Below are 16,065 nucleotides of genomic sequence, written 5' to 3'. Positions count from 1 at the left end.
CTTATTCCTTAATGTCCGTCAACAAGCCCACTTTAGGGATACCTGCACGGCCTAGTTCATCCAAAACCAAAACCACCTCAGCATAAGGTGTTGCCGCATCACCACCCACAGCGACAGGCGAGTCTGGTTTTAAAGACAGTTCAGCTTTAACGCGAACAATAATGTCTTGCAGCGAGAGACCTCGCATCACCTCTTCATCATTGACGCTTAGTCCCAAATTACCGTCACGATCAATCTCAACAATAATGAAGCTAGCATTACTGTCAGGCGCTAGATCTGAGGTCGGTTTTGCCGTTGCGGTTTTAGGCAGTTCGACATCAACCCCTTGAGTGACAAATGGCGATGTCACCATAAAGATGATAAGCAAAACCAACATGACGTCGATATAGGGCACGACGTTGATTTCAGCTGTCATCTTTCTTTTTTTACGTTGGTAACCGGCCATGTTGATTACTCCTTATGAGCGTTATCGCGGCCAGCCATCGCTTGACGGTGCAAGATACTGTGGAATTCTTCAGAAAACGTTGCGTAGTTGTGTTCTAACTTACTGACTTTGTTACTTAGGCGGTTGTACGCCATAACAGCTGGAATAGCAGCAAATAAGCCCATCGCCGTTGCGACAAGCGCTTCTGCAATACCTGGAGCAACCATGGCTAGGGTTGCCTGCTTGACTTCACCAAGGGCGATAAAGGCATGCATAATGCCCCACACCGTACCGAAAAGACCGATATATGGGCTGATTGAGCCGACCGTCGCAAGAAATGGCAGGTTGGTTTCAAGCTCATCGACTTCGCGCGCGACCGATACACGCATAGATCGACCTGTGCCTTCCATAATGTAATCAGGCGAGTCGCTATTGGATTTGCGTAATCGGGCAAACTCGGTAAAGCCTGAGTAGAAAATCTCTTCGGTACCCGAAAGCTCGTCTTTTCGTTTTTTGGCGTTTTGATAAAGAATGGAAAGATCGGTGCCTGACCAGAATTTGTCTTCAAATGCGTCAGCATCCTTTGAGGCCTGCGACAGAACTTTACTGCGCTTGATGATCATTGCCCAAGAGACAACAGACATACCTAACAAGGTCAACATCACCATTTTTACTAACAGACTTGCTTGTAAAAACAGGTCAAGCATTGAAATATCAGCGGTCACTATGAGTAAACTCCATAACTATTGATTGAGGGATCGCTATTGGCCTCATTTTCTCATTGTCGATACATGCTACCTTAACCATTGCCTTACACAATGATTTGCCATCAGGATTGACGATCTCCTGACAGAAAGTCAGCGAAGCTTTCTTTAATTCTGCAACGTGTGTTTTTACCGTCAGTTGATCGTCAAGACGAGCACCTTGCAGAAAATCGATGTCCATGTGTCGGACTACAAATCCAATGTTTTGTTCCAAAAGAGTGTGCTGTGAAACGCCAACATTGCGAAGCAATTCTGTTCTCGCTCTTTCAAAGAACTTTAGGTAATTCGAGTGGTACACCACCCCACCTGCATCAGTGTCTTCGTAATAGACCGTTATCGGCCATTCGAAAGTGGATTGCTCTTGTTGCACGCCTCACCTCTTTAACTCATTGAAGAGCATTACTATAACGCAACTCAAGCGGGTTTATGCAAGGGATAATGGAGGTTTTCAATGATTGAAACAAAAAAATAGCGCCAACTATCATTTAGTGGCGCTATTTTGATAAGAATGCGAATAGATTTTAATCAAGGCTTATTAGAACACTCTAAGCAAGGTCAGATAACTTAAGATAGCCAACGAGAAGTACGGGCTAAATAGTATCTGCCAGTACCAGTTTCGTGGTTTGAAACTCAAGCCAAATACCATGCTCGAGCAGATTGCCCAAATCAGTAGTGGCGAAATCAGCGCATTAAAACCGCCGATAGAAGCGGAGTATGCCTCCGGATCCCACATCACCATCGCGACATGATAAAAACCTAATACAAGTGATAAGACCCTAAACAGGGTCTTATCTAATGGTGCATGTAGCTTGGCTACCTGCGCAGCGAGATTACTCACTGTCTTTGTCCATCATTTCTGAGTGCTCTAGCCAAAGAGCGTTAATGATACCGAATGCACATGCTAGCAAGACACCCAGAATCCATGCGAAATACCACATAGTTAATACTCCTTAGTAAGCCGATACGTCGTTGTCTTCAATGTGCTTCTTGTCTAGACGTCCAAACATTTTGTAGTACGTCCACGTTGTGTAACCAAGAATCACAGGAACAAACACAGCCGCGACAAGCGTCATAAGGCCTAGTGTTAGTTCACTCGCCGTTGAATCCCACATAGTCAAACTGTGGTTTGGTACAAGGCTTGAAGGCATAACGAATGGGAACATTGCAAAACCTGCCGTCAAGATTACCCCAGCATTCGCCAAGCTTGAGAACAAGAATGCAAAACCACCACGTTCAAAACGAGATGCAATCACTGCAAGTAATGGCATTAACACACCTAGAACAGGCGCTGCCCACATTGCAGGGTACGTTTCGAAGTTCGTCATCCAAGCACCGGCTTGTTGCACTACTTCTTTATTTAGCGGGTTAGAATCCGCCAACGTATCGATAGTGCTTGTAACTACAAAGCCTTCAATCGACTGAACCCAGAAGCCACCAGCAACAAACAGCGCGACAGCAACCAGACCTGCGATTTGAGCGGCATTTCTTGCGCGCTGGTGAATCGCTTCAGTCGTTTTCATTTGTAGCCAAGTTGCGCCTTGAAGCACAAATAGCATTAGGCTAAGCACACCACATAGCAGTGCGAATGGGTTTAGCAGTGCGAAGAATGTACCTTTGTACTCAGACATCAGCAGGTCGTTTAGTTCAAACGGCACACCTTGCAACAAGTTACCAAATGCAACACCGAAAATGACTGGAGGCACAGTACCACTAAAGCAAAGCGCGTAGTCCCAAGCTTGACGCCATTTTGGATTCTCGATCTTTGAACGGTAATCAAGTGCCAATGGACGCATCCAAAGTGCCGCTAGCGTCACGTACATCGCTAAATAAAAACCTGAGAAAGATGTAGCGTAAACCAATGGCCAAGCAGCAAACAAAGCACCACCAGCCGTGATTAGCCAAACTTGGTTACCATCCCAGTGCGGAGCAATGGTGTTGAGCATAATTCGGCGCTCAGTATCGTTTTTACCGATAACCGGTGATAAAGAAGCAACGCCCATATCGAAGCCATCAGTGACCGCGAATCCGACCATCAGAACACCAATCAGGATCCACCAGATCAGTCGTAAGATTTCGTAATCAAACATGTTTTGTTTCTCCTTGTCTTACGCTTCTACTTGGCGACTAACTTTGTCTTCGACAGAGTCAGCGTTTTGCTCAAAGTGGTAGCGGCCTGTTTTCAGACTACTTGGACCTTTACGTGCGAACTTAAGCATCAGGTAAACTTCTGCAATTAAGAACACAGTGTACAGCGCGATGATTGCAAATAGCGACGTCCAGATTTCTGAAGCGCTCAGTGCAGATGCCGCAACGTTCACCGGTAGGATTTCACCCACAGCCCAAGGCTGACGGCCGTATTCGGCAACGAACCAACCTGCTTCTACAGCGATCCACGGTAATGGAATACTAAATAGTGCCGCTTTAAGAACCCACTGTTTTTGCTCAATCTTCTGACGACAAGTTTGAATAAACGCAGCACCGAAGACGAATAGCATGATAAAGCCACACGCAACCATAATGCGGAACGACCAGAATAGTGGCCATACCGTTGGGATAGAGTCATCCGCAGCGGCTTGAATTTGCTCTTCTGTTGCGTCGACAACATTGTCGGTGTAGCGCTTAAGAAGAAGACCGTAGCCTAGGTCACCCTTCACTTCGTCGAAGGCTGCCATGTTTGCTTCAGATTTATCACCTGCTCGCAATTTTTCTAGCAGTTCGTATGCATACATACCAGTACGGATACGTTCTACGTGATCATCACGAAGATCGCGAAGACCCGTAACTTGCTCATCAAGAGAGCGCGTCGCGATGATACCCATTACGTATGGAATTTTGATCGCGTAGTCTGTGTGCATGGTTTCCTGATTCGGAAGACCAAACAAGGTGAATGCCGCTGGTGCAGGCTCTGTGTGCCACTCTGCTTCAACAGCTGCGAGTTTCACTTTTTGAACTTCACCCAATTCGTAACCAGACTCATCGCCTAGAACGATGGTTGAAAGGATCGCAGCCATACCAAATGACGCTGCAATAGCAAATGAACGACGAGCGAATGCAATATCACGACCTTTAAGAAGGTAGTATGAACTGATGCCTAAAACGAACATTGCGCCAGTCGTGTAACCAGAAGCGACGGTGTGTACAAACTTAACCTGAGCTACTGGGTTAAGGACAACCTCAGCAAAGCTCACCATTTCCATACGCATGGTTTCGAAGTTAAATTCTGCGCCAACTGGGTTTTGCATCCAGCCATTCGCCACCAAGATCCAAAGTGCAGAGAAGTTAGAACCGAGAGCGACAAGCCAAGTGACAACAAGGTGTTGACGTTTTGATAAGCGATCCCAACCAAAGAAGAATAAGCCCACAAAAGTGGATTCTAGGAAGAAGGCAACAAGGGCTTCGATCGCAAGAGGTGCACCAAAGATATCACCTACGTAATGCGAATAGTACGACCAGTTAGTACCGAACTGGAATTCCATGGTTAGGCCAGTCGCTACCCCTAGGGCGAAGTTAATACCGAATAGCTTACCCCAGAACTTGGTCATGTCCTTATAGATTTGCTTGTTCGTCATTACGTACATTGATTCCATAATAGCCAGTAGGAAGGCCATACCTAGAGTCAATGGTACGAATAGGAAGTGATACATCGCAGTCAGTGCAAACTGCAACCGCGATAGATCAACAACATCGATCATGATTACTCCTATGTGTCGGCTGAAGACACTTTCTTACATTTTTGCCAAGCATAAATAGTCGTTATCCAATCTTAAAGATTGTTATTAAATAACAACACTCTGTTGCAAAAATGTACCGTAACGGTTAGTTAATTGTTAAGCATCAGCTAATATAGCTGAGGCTAATATTACTGCTAAAAACAGATTGTTTCAAAAGGTTTATAGGAGAGTTCCGCTTTGATTTGAGTCAAGTTTATCTTGGCATTTTTGTTTAAAAAAGCGCCAACTTGATCTGTATCAAGCGTTTCGCGAGTTTAATGTTACCCGAGAGTAATGAACAAGGCGAAATAGGTATTTATGCAAAACAAATACTTAACATCTCATCCATTTTACTTACCTAATTAGTGGTAGGCGAGATTTTACAAACGTGACATTGGTCACAAGTGGTAAGACGCCGGTCTCGTTGACCGGCGTGAAAACTTATTTTTCAATTCCGAAATGTAGGTAAGCGCGATCAGTCGCGATACGCCCTCTTGGCGTCCTTTGCAGATAGCCTTGTTGGATCAAGTAAGGCTCAAGCACGTCTTCAATGGTGTCTTTCTCTTCACCGATGGCAGCCGCCATGTTATCGAGACCAACAGGACCACCACCGAACTTCTCCATGATGGCGAGCAGCAACTTCCTATCCATGTAGTCAAAACCTTGGGCATCGACATCCAGCATGTTTAGCGCCTTGTCGGCAACCTCGGCGCAAATATGACCATTACCCTTAACTTCTGCGTAGTCACGTACGCGACGAAGCAGTCGGTTGGCGATACGTGGCGTCCCACGTGCCCGTCTCGCGACCTCAAGGGCACCTTCTGCTTCCATCGACAAACCTAGGCAGTCTGCACTGCGTTGAACGATGTTCTGCAAATCAGGAATCTTGTAATACTCTAGGCGTTGGGTAATACCAAAACGGTCGCGCAGTGGCGATGTCAATGAACCTGCGCGAGTTGTCGCGCCGATTAAGGTAAATGGAGGTAAGTCGATTTTAATCGAGCGCGCCGCTGGTCCTTCGCCAATCATGATATCAAGCTGATAATCTTCCATTGCCGGATAAAGCACTTCTTCAACCATCGGACTCAAGCGGTGAATCTCATCAATGAAAAGAACATCGTTCTCTTCTAGATTCGTCAGCAATGCGGCTAAATCCCCAGCCTTTTCTAGCACAGGTCCTGACGTCGTGCGAATGTTCACGCCCATCTCGTTAGCAACAATGTTGGCTAACGTAGTCTTACCCAATCCTGGCGGACCAAAAATTAGCAGGTGGTCGAGCGCTTCTTCACGTAACTGAGCCGCTTTGATGAAGATCTCCATTTGGTCACGCACATGGTCTTGGCCTTTGTAATCCTCCAGCTTTTTTGGACGGATGGCGCGATCGATAACATCCTCTTCTCGATACACTGGATTTTCTGGCGCGATAAGACGATCGGCTTCAATCATGAGTTATTTCCTATCCGTTAAACCATCGATTTCAGAGCGTCACGAATCAGCTCTTCACTGCTCATTCCTGGCTTGATAATTTGCGCGACAACTTTAGAGGCTTGCGTTGGTTTGTAGCCCAAGGCGAGCAGTGCGCTCACTGCCTCTTCTTCTGCGCTGTTTGTTGCAGTTGGCGTAGAATCAACAGGAGCGGCATCAGTGAACGGCGTAAAGAGATCACCGGCACTCCACCCTTTAAGGCGATCTTTCATTTCGACCACCAAACGCTCAGCGGTTTTCTTGCCCACTCCAGGCAATTTCACCAAGGTCGAAATGTCTTCTCGCTCGACAGATGCCACAAATTGGCTTGCCGTCATACCCGAAAGAATCCCAAGACCCAATTTTGGCCCAACACCATTGGCTTTAATCACTTCGCGGAACAAAGAACGCTCTTTTACCGTGTTAAACCCATAAAGCAGCTGAGCATCTTCGCGAACAACAAAGTGAGTATAGATAATCGCTTCTTCACCGACATTAGGCAGCTCATAAAAGCAGCTCATCGGCATTTGGACTTCATAGCCAATACCATTAACTTCAATCAGCAGTTCAGGGGGTTGTTTTTCAATCAGAATGCCGCGCAGACGTCCAATCACGGTAAATACTCTTTGGAAATGAATTTGCGACAGGATAATAAAGAACTGGATAGACATCCAGTTCTTTGTCGCCTCGAAGGTGAATTTTGAGATTGAGCGTTAGCGGTAGCGTCCGCGACGTGCACTGGTCGCTTTACCTGCCATTGCAATTAAGGTTTTGTTGGTGTTGGCGTGACAAATTGCCACACCCAGTGCATCGGCGGCATCGGCTTGGGGTTTACCAGGAAGTTTCAACATTTGTTGCACCATGTGCTGCACTTGCTCTTTGTCTGCCCCGCCCGTTCCAGTGACCGCCTGTTTAATCAAACGAGCCGCGTATTCGTGAACCGGAAGTTCCGCGTTCACCGCGGCGACTATAGCACTCCCCCGCGCTTGACCGAGTTTGAGTGCTGAATCTGCGTTGCGTGCCATGAAGACTTGCTCAATGGCGAACACATCCGGTTGGAATTGGGTAATGATTTCCGAAACTCCAGCATAGATCTGCTTCAAACGGCCCGGAAGATCTTTTTCTGATGTACGAATGCATCCACTACCTAAGTAGTGCAAATGGCGTCCGTTTTGTCGGATAACCCCATACCCAGTAATGCGTGAGCCGGGGTCAATACCTAGAATGATTGACATGAATACCTAATCGATGTGACTGCTTCAAAGCGTATGGTAAAGCAGAGCCGGCACTATATCGAGGTAATTATCGCTCGACTCGACAAACCGGACTCAAGACCAACTTCAATGACTTGGGTCGGCTCTTCAACCAATCGTTCGCCTGTCCAATAATCATACCAATAGACGGGCTGCTCCGCAGTCAATGTGACTTCCCTTGCAGGCTGCTGATAGTTAAACAGGCAATGGAGGTCATTGCGCTCTGTAATAGGCAAGAAGGCATGATGGAGGTTTAGCGCGGTAAATCGCGCACTCTCTTGGCAGTGTTTGTGTCGCAGTATCAGTTTGGATAGCGTCTGCTTGGCCCAAGGCGTGAGCTCAGGCAACGGGTCGCCCGAAAGCAGAAGACCTGAACTGGCCAAAAGTACATTGCGGTGAAACTCGTAGCTTTGACGCTCTGCAGCTTGATTAGGCAGCGATACTAACGTCGCGCAGTCTGGGTCAATCTGCCACAGTTTACGGTGCTGCCAGCTGCGATAAAAGGTCTCTTTTGCGATCTGTTCAAATCGATGCTCATTGCGTTCTACATCATCAGACACGCGCATCGCATCGACTAAACCAAGTGATGGCCACATCGGTGCGTTGCAACCCAAAATCCAAGCGTCTCCCGCTCCTTCAGCGATCGCTTCCATCCCCATTCGGTAAGCTTCGATACCCGTTGTCCCTGTCTGATAACGCTGACCTCTCAAAGTACCCCAATAGTTGGCATCCAACTTAAACAGCTCGATTCCCCACTCTTCACGCATGACGCGAACAACATGAGTTAAGTGCTCCTGCACCTCAGGGTTTGAGGTATCTAACACATACCATGGCGTACAACGCCACCCTGCGTAAGTGACTTCTTCGGCTTTAAGTAAATGGCCATCTTGATGTTTTACAAACCAATCCGGGTGGTGTTGGTATAGCTCGGATTCAGGCTGAGCAATAAAAGGAGCTAGCCAAATTGCTGGCTTTTTGCCTTTCGCTTTGATTGCTTCAATGACAGCTCGAACTCCCGATGGAAATTTGTCCGAAGGTGTTAACCAATCCCCCATAAAGGCTTGATAACCATCGTCCAGCAAGACGTACTCAAGCTGCTTGGCATCGGCAGACATCACCTCGAGATTGTGATAGATGTTTTCTTGATTGACTTCAGCATAGTACGCGTACCAAGAACACCACCCGATTGGGGCTTTTGCCTCAACGCCCGCTCGGACAGGGTGATGCTTCGCTATCAGCTTGGAATACTCTGTGTAAAGCTGAGACATGGAATCGCCTTGCAGACACACAATCGACTCTAATGCCGTGGTAGACCAATCTTGAGGATAAGTTCCTTCGCCATCAATGTAAGCGCTAACTAACCAACGTCCTTCTTGCTCTTGTACTTCAAAGTAGCCGGCGAAACGGTGACACGAAGTGAAGCCAAACAGACTGTAGCCCAGAGAATCTTCAACCATAAGGTAGTTGTAGTAGCGTTTGGGATCTTGGCTTGAGTAAATGCGATAGCTGGGAGAATTATCTGGACAACGACCTATATCAATTGGTTGCTCGATGGTGCCAGTCGTTTGGGCAAGCATTTGGAACCCGTCACCCAATATCGTTGCACTGCGTTCGAAATTAAACTCAGTCTGACACAGTAAAAAGCGATCATTGAACTTGTAGTTGCTCAGCCCCTGAAACGAGAAGTGGAGCTGATTATCTTTTTTTTTCGCGGTTATATCGTGATTGGGAATGACAACAAGGCGGCTATTGGCGAGTTCTACATGCAAGGCCATAACTGTGCTCTAAGACAATGGGGTATCGGCACATTACAGCATTGGATATTTTTATTGTCTATTTAATCAAAAACACAAAGCCTTACAAGCTTCACATTTTTCCTTTTTATTGTGACCACCGCGAAGTCAAAGGTAATAGAGGCACCGATAGAAGCGCGATGTGCTTGTCTAAAACAGAAAAAGCCCTCCAACTCCGGAGGGCGAAAAAGGCAGTGGATTATTGCGCTAAAAGCTTCCTGCTTTGATGGTAAACGGCCTGCAGAACAGGCCGTAAATTTTTGAGCCTAAACTTGATTAGAAGTCGTAAGCAACTTTGAAGAACGCAGCTAGGTCTTCGCTGCTGTCTTTCTCTTCTGATAGGTCAACACGGAAGTCAACTAGAGCAGATAGCTTGTTAGTGAACTGGTAAGTTGCACCGAAGTTAGTCCACTGAGAATCAACTTTCTTAGCTTGTTCATTATCCCACTCTTCTGAGTCAGCGTAACCAATCGCTAGGTATAGTTTGTCGATTGTGTAGCCAGCAGATGCGCTGTACATCATCAAATCTTCGCTATTGAATAGCTCGTGTTTAGCAATGTTTGCACCTAGCGCGATATCACCTAGATTTACCACACCGTTTACTAGCATGATTTGCTCAATACCGTCAGCAGAGTTGTCTTCGTCGTTCTTTTCGTAACCTGCGTTAACTTGGAACTGCTCGTTTTGGAAACCAACGTAACCGTTGAAGCCTTTTTGACCAGAAGCGTCTGCTTCACGGTCACCGTAGTAAGATACGCCGTATTTGAAGCCTTCTTTGATGCCTTCAAACTTAACAACTTGGTTAACGTCTGAAGCGTCAGATGCTGATGCACCGTACTCAACTGTTAGGTCTGCCGCACCGTCAACTGCGTCTAGTGCTGAATCCGCTGCGTAACCAACAGAAGCTACACCGAAGCCAGTTTTGTAACCAACCCATGCATCGATGACTGCGAAAGACGCATCCATTGAAGAGTAGTTGTTGTCTAGGTCGAATTCACCTGCGAATTGGCCTAGTACGTTACCTTTTTGGTAGTTAACGAAAAGGTCAAAACCAGTTACGTCGTAGTTGTGGAATTCACGGTCTTCGCCATTCTCGTTTTGACGACCTTCTAGGTATTCACCACCAACAGCCACTTGACCGCCAACAGAGAATTCTTCGCCAGATAGGATTAGGTCGATTAGAGATTCACGAGCACGTTCAGACGTTGTTTGGTTTACGTCTGCTGCGATTGCTGAACCCGCAACAAGAGAAAGAGCTACTGCTAATACTGTCTTTTTCATTTTTATTTGTTCCTATAAATTTTTATTTATGAGCGTCATCTACCACCTGCTCGCTCTGGTTGAGCAAATTATTCGCCCACCCAATAATTCACAAATAAAACAATCAAAAGAGATCTAATTGCATAGGCCGCAAATTAGCCAAAAACATAAATCAATATAAAAAACAGACAATAAACAGGCTCAACAAGCCAATAAAAGAGACCTTTATCACAAATAAACTCAACAAAACCTAAAATCAACGTCAGTGGAACTTTTTCGTATCTTTGCGTTCTTTGGCAGTCATTTTCTCAATCTATGAGACGAAATATCACCTAAGTACTCTAAGACACATCATCGACTAGACTGAACAGAGAGCTTTTCAACGAGGATTAACGGATTGAGACACTGGTTATTTGTTGTTTCCCTGATTTATTTACTGATGACCTCAATAGCATTTGCCGTTCCGTTAAAGGTCGCGCAGAGTAAATGGGCGCCCTATGTTATGGATTCACCAATTGGGAAAGGCATTGCTCACGACATCGTTATCGAAGGATTAACGCATTCCGGCTACAAGTTTAGCTATGAGCTGAAGCCCTGGCCAAGAGTGTTAAAAGAGACTTACTACGGTAAGAATGACGTGATTGTCGCTGTGTGGAAAAACGACGAACGAATGCGACATTACTATTTTACCGAGCCCTACATGAGCAATCACTTATCGGTAATATCACGTTCTGAGGACACGGTATTCAACTATCAGTCACCAGAGAGTTTGAATGGCCAACGCGTCGCACTGATTGACAACTATGCCTACCCTCCAGAACTGCTTAACCACAAGGGAATCCAAAAGGTATCGTCAGCCAATTTGGAAACTAGCATCCGCTTACTGCTCTCGCAGCGTGTTGACGTCATCATTACCGATGAGTATGTAGCACGGTGGGTAGTTAAAGAGATGGGGCTGCCGCTTAAGCGCTTAACCATTCATTCCACTCCATTCATTACCACTCCCTTATACGCCGCGGTTAGGAAAGACCACCCATACGCTCAACAGGTTGTGTACAGCCTGAACTATTATTTCAGAACTTATGCGCAAGAGCGTCTTCAGCAGCTCAAGTTTAAATACGGATTGGAACAAGATGGAGATGACAGGCACAAAAAAACCAGCCCGTAGGCTGGTTTTTGTTCAATGCGATTGAGCTTACGCCACTTCGATTGGACCACCGAATGAAGTAACTGGCGGTACTTTGCCTGTGAACTTCTCGAAGTCTACGATACACGTGTTTGCTGACGTCGCCTGAGCTAGCTCAGAAGAACCGATATCTTGAGTCAGCGTGTTTGGATCGCCGTACGTACAGATAGCGCCTTCTTTCTCGTTCAGAGGACCATACCACGCACCTTCTTCAATACGGATAACGCCACGTGGGTAGCTATCAGTCACAACTGCGCCCGCTAGAAGCTGACCACGGTCGTTAAATACGCGTACTAAATCACCGTTTTTAATGCCTTTCGCTTTCGCATCAACTGGGTTGATGTAAACAGGCTCACGACCTTGAACTGCGTAAGTTGCACGGAACTCTTCTGATTCACACATCTGAGAGTGCAGACGCTTGTCTGGGTGACAAGATTGCAGCCAGTATGGGTGTTTATCAGAACCAGGACCACCGTGTGAACGTTCTGATTTCTCGAACCACATTGGGTGCTCTTGACAGTGTTCGTAACCGTAACGACCGATCTTACGAGACGTGATCTCGATAAAACCAGAAGGCGTACCCAGTGGATTGATTTCTGGATCTTGACGGAAGTCAGCGTGACGAACCCAAGGTTTACCTTGACCGAAGTCTAGTACACTCTTCTCCCAGAACTCGTTGAATTCTGGCATTTCGAACTTACCTTTGTTCGCTGCACGGCAGTCATTGTATAGGCTTTGGATCCACTCCATTTCGCTCATACCGCGAGTGTATTCGTCACGACGGCCGAAGCGTTGAGTCAGCTCACTCATGATCTGGAAGTCAGGCTTAGATTGGAACAGAGGATCCACTAAGCGGTGCATCGCGATCAGGCCTTTGCTTGAGTAAGAACCGTATACGTCGATGTCGTTGCGTTCCCACTGAGTACATGCAGGAAGCACGATATCAGAGAAACGACACGTTGCAGTCCAAGCAAACTCAACCGTTACCACAGTCTGAAGCTTCTTAAATGCTTTCTTCATGCGGTTACGATCTTGGTGGTGGTGCCACGGGTTGTTACCCGAGATAACCATCATCTTGAAGTCAGGCAGTTTGACTTTACCACCGTTGTAACGGATCTCTTTACCTGGTTCTAGTAGACAGTCGATCCAACGCGCAACCGGGATTGTGCGGCTGTAACCGTTAAAGTCGTTGTTGTCCCATTTAGGCTTCATACCTTGGTCAAGGTTACGTGGGAAGCCACCTGGGCCCGCAAAGCCAGTAGAAGGCACACCGATACTTGAGTAGTGGTGACCGTAAGAGATACCACCGCCAGGTAGACCGATTTGGCCAACCATTGCTGCGATAACCGCTGCTGCCCAGTAAGGTTGCTCACCGTGTTCTTGACGCTGGATACACCAACCCATCAGGATCTGTGTACGACCGCTTACAAGCAGACGAGCAAATTCACGGATCTTGTCAGCTTTAACGCCACAGATCTCAGCCGCCCACTCAGGAGTCTTAACCACTTTGTCTTTGGTTTCACCCTGAACGTACTGGATGAACTCGTCAAAACCTAGACAGTAAGTTTCGATGAACTTCTTGTCGTATAGATCTTCGTTGTACAGCACGTGCGCAACAGCCAGCATGAATGCAACGTCTGTTAGCGGGTTGATGTACAGGTGATCATTCTCTAGGTAACGCTGAGTCTTGTTCTTAACTGGGTCAACAGAAAGTACGTTGATCTCGCCTTTTGCTACTTTCTCTTTTAGTTGAGCTAAGTAGTCAAAAGATTCGTGCGTTTCACAGTTCCAACCTACTTGCAGGTTCTTCACTGGGTCGTTTGCCCAAAGAACAATGTTATCTGCGTTTTCTAGGATTTCGGACCAAGAAGTACCTTGTGCGTATACTTCTGTTGAACCTAGAACGTAAGGCAGGATTGTTTGACCAGCACCTGTTGAGTAGTCACCCACTTTAGTGATGAAGTTACCATGCATACCAACAGCACGCTGCATGTGAGCTGTACAGTTGTTGAATGCACCAGTCTGGTTCCAACCTGTTTGACCCGCGTGTAGAGCCCATGGACCATAATCTTTTTGAACACGCTCTAGCTCACGGTAGAACAGGTCAAGTGCTTCATCCCAAGTAACGCGGATAAAACGGTTGTCACCACGTGTATCTGCGCTGTACTTGTGCTTCTTCAACCAATCTAGACGCACCATTGGGTAACGAACACGTGATGGGCTGTAGATAATGCCTTTAATACCGTTCAACATCTCTGTTGGGTTTTTATCAAGCTCAAGTGGTTTGATTTCTTGAACTTTACCCGCGTAGATGTGGGCGCGGAATGCGCCCCAGTGTGAACCTGAAACCTTCCAAGTACCTGTAGACTCAGCTGCACTTGCAGATGCTGATGCCAATAAGCTTGGACCGATTACTGATGCTGCACTTGTTGTTGCAACACCTTTAAGAAAACTTCTTCGTGAAATAGCCATTTAATTTACTCCAATCCGACGCTTATTAGTGGTGGCCTTCAGCATAATCTGAAGAGTGTTTCTGTAGGTACTTCAAGATCAGTGCTTCGCTGTCTGTATCTAGGTTAACGAATGCAAGCATACCGTCAAACATACCAGGCCATGTGTTCGCATCGAAGTGCGCTTCGTCAGGCTGCGTGTGACATACAGAACAGTTGGTTTTGTATGCTTCCGCTGATTTTTCCCATACAGGCGTAATATCGTTCAGCATAGATTCTTTCTTGATCCATACTTTCGCCGCCACTTTTTCCCATGGAAGACCAGTTAGCTCGTCCACTTTTTTCTCGCCAGTGGTCACAACGTTGCTGTCTGTTGATGCTTCTTTAAGAAGAGAAGCCACCGCAATGTTCTTACCAAAGTCTTCTTGGATTACACGACCAAAGCCTTTCGCTTTACGCCAGCCGTCAATTTCGATTTCCGCGTAATCACCTTTGTCAGCAATCACTTTCACTGAAGATGCCGGGTTTAGTAGACCTGCTTCAGTTGTACCTTCAGCGTCGAAGTAGATAGGTAGGTGACGCACACTCACTAGCGTTTGACCAACATCGTAGTTAGTGTTCGAAGCTAGACCTTCTAGGTCGCCAACGATACCGCCGATACTGTCCATACCAGCTGGCAGTTTGTGCGCAATACCTTTGTGACAGTCAACACAGCTTTGATCTTTCTCTGCTGCTTGCTTCATTTGGATGCGAGCAGTTGGAGACATTTGCTCGAAATCCATCGATTCGTAGTTGTGACAGTTTTTACACTCTAGGGATTTGTTTGCAGAGAAACGATCCCATTCGTGTTTAGCAAGTTCGATACGGCGCTCTTCAAACGCACCTGGTTCATCATAGTTACCAAATACTTGAGCGAATACTTCTTTAGAAGCCTGCATCTTACGGGCAATTTTATCTGTCCAGTTATGAGGAACGTGACAGTCAGGACACGTAGCACGTACACCAGAGTGGTTTTTCCAGTGAACCGTTTCTTGCAGTTCCACGTATACATTGTCACGCATGGTGTGACAGCTAATACAGAACTCTTCTGTGTTGGTCGCTTCCAGTGCGGTGTTAAAGCCACCCCAGAAAATAACACCAGCAATAAAGCCGCCCATAGTCAGCACACCTAAGCTGATATGAACTGCCGGGCGTGTCATGGTGCGCCACAGCTTGATGATAAATGATTTCATAGTTTGCTCTCTTAAAATCTGTTCAAAAATGTGGAAATGAGCTCACGGCTTACAGGCCGTGTGCACCTGGAGGTCCAAAGAAGAAAACTTGTAGTGCCCATACAAGGAATCCGTAACCACCAACAAATGCCACACTCAACACAGGGAAGAGAACGACTGCGATGAAGAGGAATGATTTCCACTCCAGTGAGCGTTTTTCACCACTCTCAATTTTATTAACATCACTCATACATTTGCCTATTTTGTATCTAGTGTTATTGGGTAGCTTTTCAAAGCAAGCTTATATTTTTTACAATCTCTAATAAGAAATGTTAGACCATACTCTTAGTAAGGTTCAATCTATAGATCGTCTCTCAACCTTGTTATTCAATACTTTTTTGAGCTCATCCAGAGATGTGTTTAATTAACATTTGATGTGTTAGATTGCATTGAAATATGAAAAAATATTAACAGTAAACGCCTTGTTAAAATGAAAACAAACTGACAACAATTAAGTAAAGTCCGCTTAATTAAACAGTGTGTGAAGCAC

General features: G+C 46.2%; 16 protein-coding genes. 1 reads left to right on the top strand and 15 read right to left on the bottom strand.

All coding sequences use genetic code 11. The features are described from left to right. Window position 1: 1 nt before the first annotated feature. From OH458_RS06030 to OH458_RS05975, 12 genes are all read right to left on the bottom strand, one after another. Window positions 2-445, bottom strand: coding sequence for an ExbD/TolR family protein (locus OH458_RS06030; RefSeq protein WP_269977608.1), 444 nt, complete (start codon window positions 443-445; stop codon window positions 2-4). A gap of 5 nt (window positions 446-450) precedes the next feature. Further along, a complete protein-coding gene (tolQ, locus tag OH458_RS06025; protein WP_005470411.1) occupies window positions 451-1,149 on the bottom strand; it encodes a protein TolQ in 699 nt (232 codons plus the stop codon). Beyond that, entirely contained in the window at window positions 1,139-1,558 is a 420-nt protein-coding gene (gene ybgC, locus OH458_RS06020; protein WP_038138812.1) for a tol-pal system-associated acyl-CoA thioesterase, read from the bottom strand. The genes tolQ and ybgC overlap by 11 nt, the downstream gene beginning before the upstream one ends. A 165-nt stretch (window positions 1,559-1,723) precedes the next feature. Next, window positions 1,724-2,026 (bottom strand): cyd operon protein YbgE, encoded by a 303-nt coding sequence (gene ybgE, locus OH458_RS06015; protein WP_038138814.1) that lies wholly within the window; start codon window positions 2,024-2,026, stop codon window positions 1,724-1,726. Beyond that, on the bottom strand, window positions 2,019-2,126 hold the full coding sequence (gene cydX / locus OH458_RS06010; RefSeq protein WP_000270284.1) for a cytochrome bd-I oxidase subunit CydX: 108 nt from the start codon (window positions 2,124-2,126) through the stop codon (window positions 2,019-2,021). The genes ybgE and cydX overlap by 8 nt, the downstream gene beginning before the upstream one ends. A gap of 12 nt (window positions 2,127-2,138) precedes the next feature. Then, window positions 2,139-3,275 carry a cytochrome d ubiquinol oxidase subunit II gene (gene cydB / locus OH458_RS06005; protein WP_038189543.1) on the bottom strand — a complete coding sequence of 379 codons (1,137 nt, stop codon included), beginning with the start codon at window positions 3,273-3,275 and terminating at the stop codon, window positions 2,139-2,141. An 18-nt stretch (window positions 3,276-3,293) separates the two neighbouring features. Next, complete coding sequence (gene cydA, locus OH458_RS06000) at window positions 3,294-4,880, bottom strand: cytochrome ubiquinol oxidase subunit I (protein ID WP_038189546.1); 1,587 nt, start codon at window positions 4,878-4,880, stop codon at window positions 3,294-3,296. Window positions 4,881-5,339: 459 nt separating this feature from the next. Further along, window positions 5,340-6,344: a Holliday junction branch migration DNA helicase RuvB gene (gene ruvB / locus OH458_RS05995; protein ID WP_005470368.1), complete on the bottom strand. Its 1,005-nt coding sequence runs from the start codon at window positions 6,342-6,344 to the stop codon at window positions 5,340-5,342. A gap of 17 nt (window positions 6,345-6,361) precedes the next feature. Then, on the bottom strand, window positions 6,362-6,976 hold the full coding sequence (gene ruvA / locus OH458_RS05990; RefSeq protein WP_269977607.1) for a Holliday junction branch migration protein RuvA: 615 nt from the start codon (window positions 6,974-6,976) through the stop codon (window positions 6,362-6,364). Between the two features lie 99 nt (window positions 6,977-7,075). Continuing rightward, entirely contained in the window at window positions 7,076-7,597 is a 522-nt protein-coding gene (ruvC, locus tag OH458_RS05985) for a crossover junction endodeoxyribonuclease RuvC (protein WP_005470321.1), read from the bottom strand. A 53-nt stretch (window positions 7,598-7,650) separates the two neighbouring features. Beyond that, window positions 7,651-9,390, bottom strand: coding sequence for a glycoside hydrolase family 36 protein (locus OH458_RS05980; protein WP_269977606.1), 1,740 nt, complete (start codon window positions 9,388-9,390; stop codon window positions 7,651-7,653). 294 nt (window positions 9,391-9,684) lie between these two features. Further along, on the bottom strand, window positions 9,685-10,689 hold the full coding sequence (locus tag OH458_RS05975) for a porin (protein ID WP_269977605.1): 1,005 nt from the start codon (window positions 10,687-10,689) through the stop codon (window positions 9,685-9,687). A 418-nt stretch (window positions 10,690-11,107) separates the two neighbouring features. Between OH458_RS05975 and OH458_RS05970 the strand changes: the two genes are divergently transcribed. Beyond that, window positions 11,108-11,836: a substrate-binding periplasmic protein gene (locus tag OH458_RS05970; protein WP_269977841.1), complete on the top strand. Its 729-nt coding sequence runs from the start codon at window positions 11,108-11,110 to the stop codon at window positions 11,834-11,836. Between the two features lie 27 nt (window positions 11,837-11,863). Here OH458_RS05970 and torA read toward each other — a convergent pair whose 3' ends face one another. Genes torA through torE form a run of 3 tightly spaced genes read right to left on the bottom strand, consistent with a single transcriptional unit; the run spans window position 11,864 to window position 15,765 of the window. Further along, complete coding sequence (gene torA, locus OH458_RS05965) at window positions 11,864-14,326, bottom strand: trimethylamine-N-oxide reductase TorA (RefSeq protein WP_269977604.1); 2,463 nt, start codon at window positions 14,324-14,326, stop codon at window positions 11,864-11,866. Between the two features lie 25 nt (window positions 14,327-14,351). After that, window positions 14,352-15,536 carry a pentaheme c-type cytochrome TorC gene (torC, locus tag OH458_RS05960; RefSeq protein ID WP_005470444.1) on the bottom strand — a complete coding sequence of 395 codons (1,185 nt, stop codon included), beginning with the start codon at window positions 15,534-15,536 and terminating at the stop codon, window positions 14,352-14,354. Between the two features lie 49 nt (window positions 15,537-15,585). Beyond that, window positions 15,586-15,765, bottom strand: a complete 180-nt coding sequence (torE, locus tag OH458_RS05955) for a trimethylamine N-oxide reductase system protein TorE (protein ID WP_005470508.1) — start codon at window positions 15,763-15,765, stop codon at window positions 15,586-15,588. Window positions 15,766-16,065 lie beyond the last annotated feature (300 nt).

Source organism: Vibrio sp. MarTm2, assembly GCF_027587055.1.
Classification (GTDB): Bacteria; Pseudomonadota; Gammaproteobacteria; order Enterobacterales; family Vibrionaceae; genus Vibrio; species Vibrio sinaloensis_D.
Note: the sequence above shows the minus strand (reverse complement) of the source record. Positions and strands in the feature narration are given on the sequence as shown.

What these genes read in the sequence shown, in the direction of transcription:
- OH458_RS06030 (WP_269977608.1), bottom strand. Translation starts at nt 445, where the DNA reads ATGGCCGGTTACCAACGTAAAAAAAGAAAGATGACAGCTGAAATCAAC.
- cydX (WP_000270284.1), bottom strand. Translation starts at nt 2,126, where the DNA reads ATGTGGTATTTCGCATGGATTCTGGGTGTCTTGCTAGCATGTGCATTC.
- cydB (WP_038189543.1), bottom strand. Translation starts at nt 3,275, where the DNA reads ATGTTTGATTACGAAATCTTACGACTGATCTGGTGGATCCTGATTGGT.
- cydA (WP_038189546.1), bottom strand. Translation starts at nt 4,880, where the DNA reads ATGATCGATGTTGTTGATCTATCGCGGTTGCAGTTTGCACTGACTGCG.
- ruvB (WP_005470368.1), bottom strand. Translation starts at nt 6,344, where the DNA reads ATGATTGAAGCCGATCGTCTTATCGCGCCAGAAAATCCAGTGTATCGA.
- ruvC (WP_005470321.1), bottom strand. Translation starts at nt 7,597, where the DNA reads ATGTCAATCATTCTAGGTATTGACCCCGGCTCACGCATTACTGGGTAT.
- OH458_RS05980 (WP_269977606.1), bottom strand. Translation starts at nt 9,390, where the DNA reads ATGGCCTTGCATGTAGAACTCGCCAATAGCCGCCTTGTTGTCATTCCC.
- OH458_RS05975 (WP_269977605.1), bottom strand. Translation starts at nt 10,689, where the DNA reads ATGAAAAAGACAGTATTAGCAGTAGCTCTTTCTCTTGTTGCGGGTTCA.
- OH458_RS05970 (WP_269977841.1), top strand. Translation starts at nt 11,108, where the DNA reads ATGACCTCAATAGCATTTGCCGTTCCGTTAAAGGTCGCGCAGAGTAAA.
- torA (WP_269977604.1), bottom strand. Translation starts at nt 14,326, where the DNA reads ATGGCTATTTCACGAAGAAGTTTTCTTAAAGGTGTTGCAACAACAAGT.
- torC (WP_005470444.1), bottom strand. Translation starts at nt 15,536, where the DNA reads ATGAAATCATTTATCATCAAGCTGTGGCGCACCATGACACGCCCGGCA.
- torE (WP_005470508.1), bottom strand. Translation starts at nt 15,765, where the DNA reads ATGAGTGATGTTAATAAAATTGAGAGTGGTGAAAAACGCTCACTGGAG.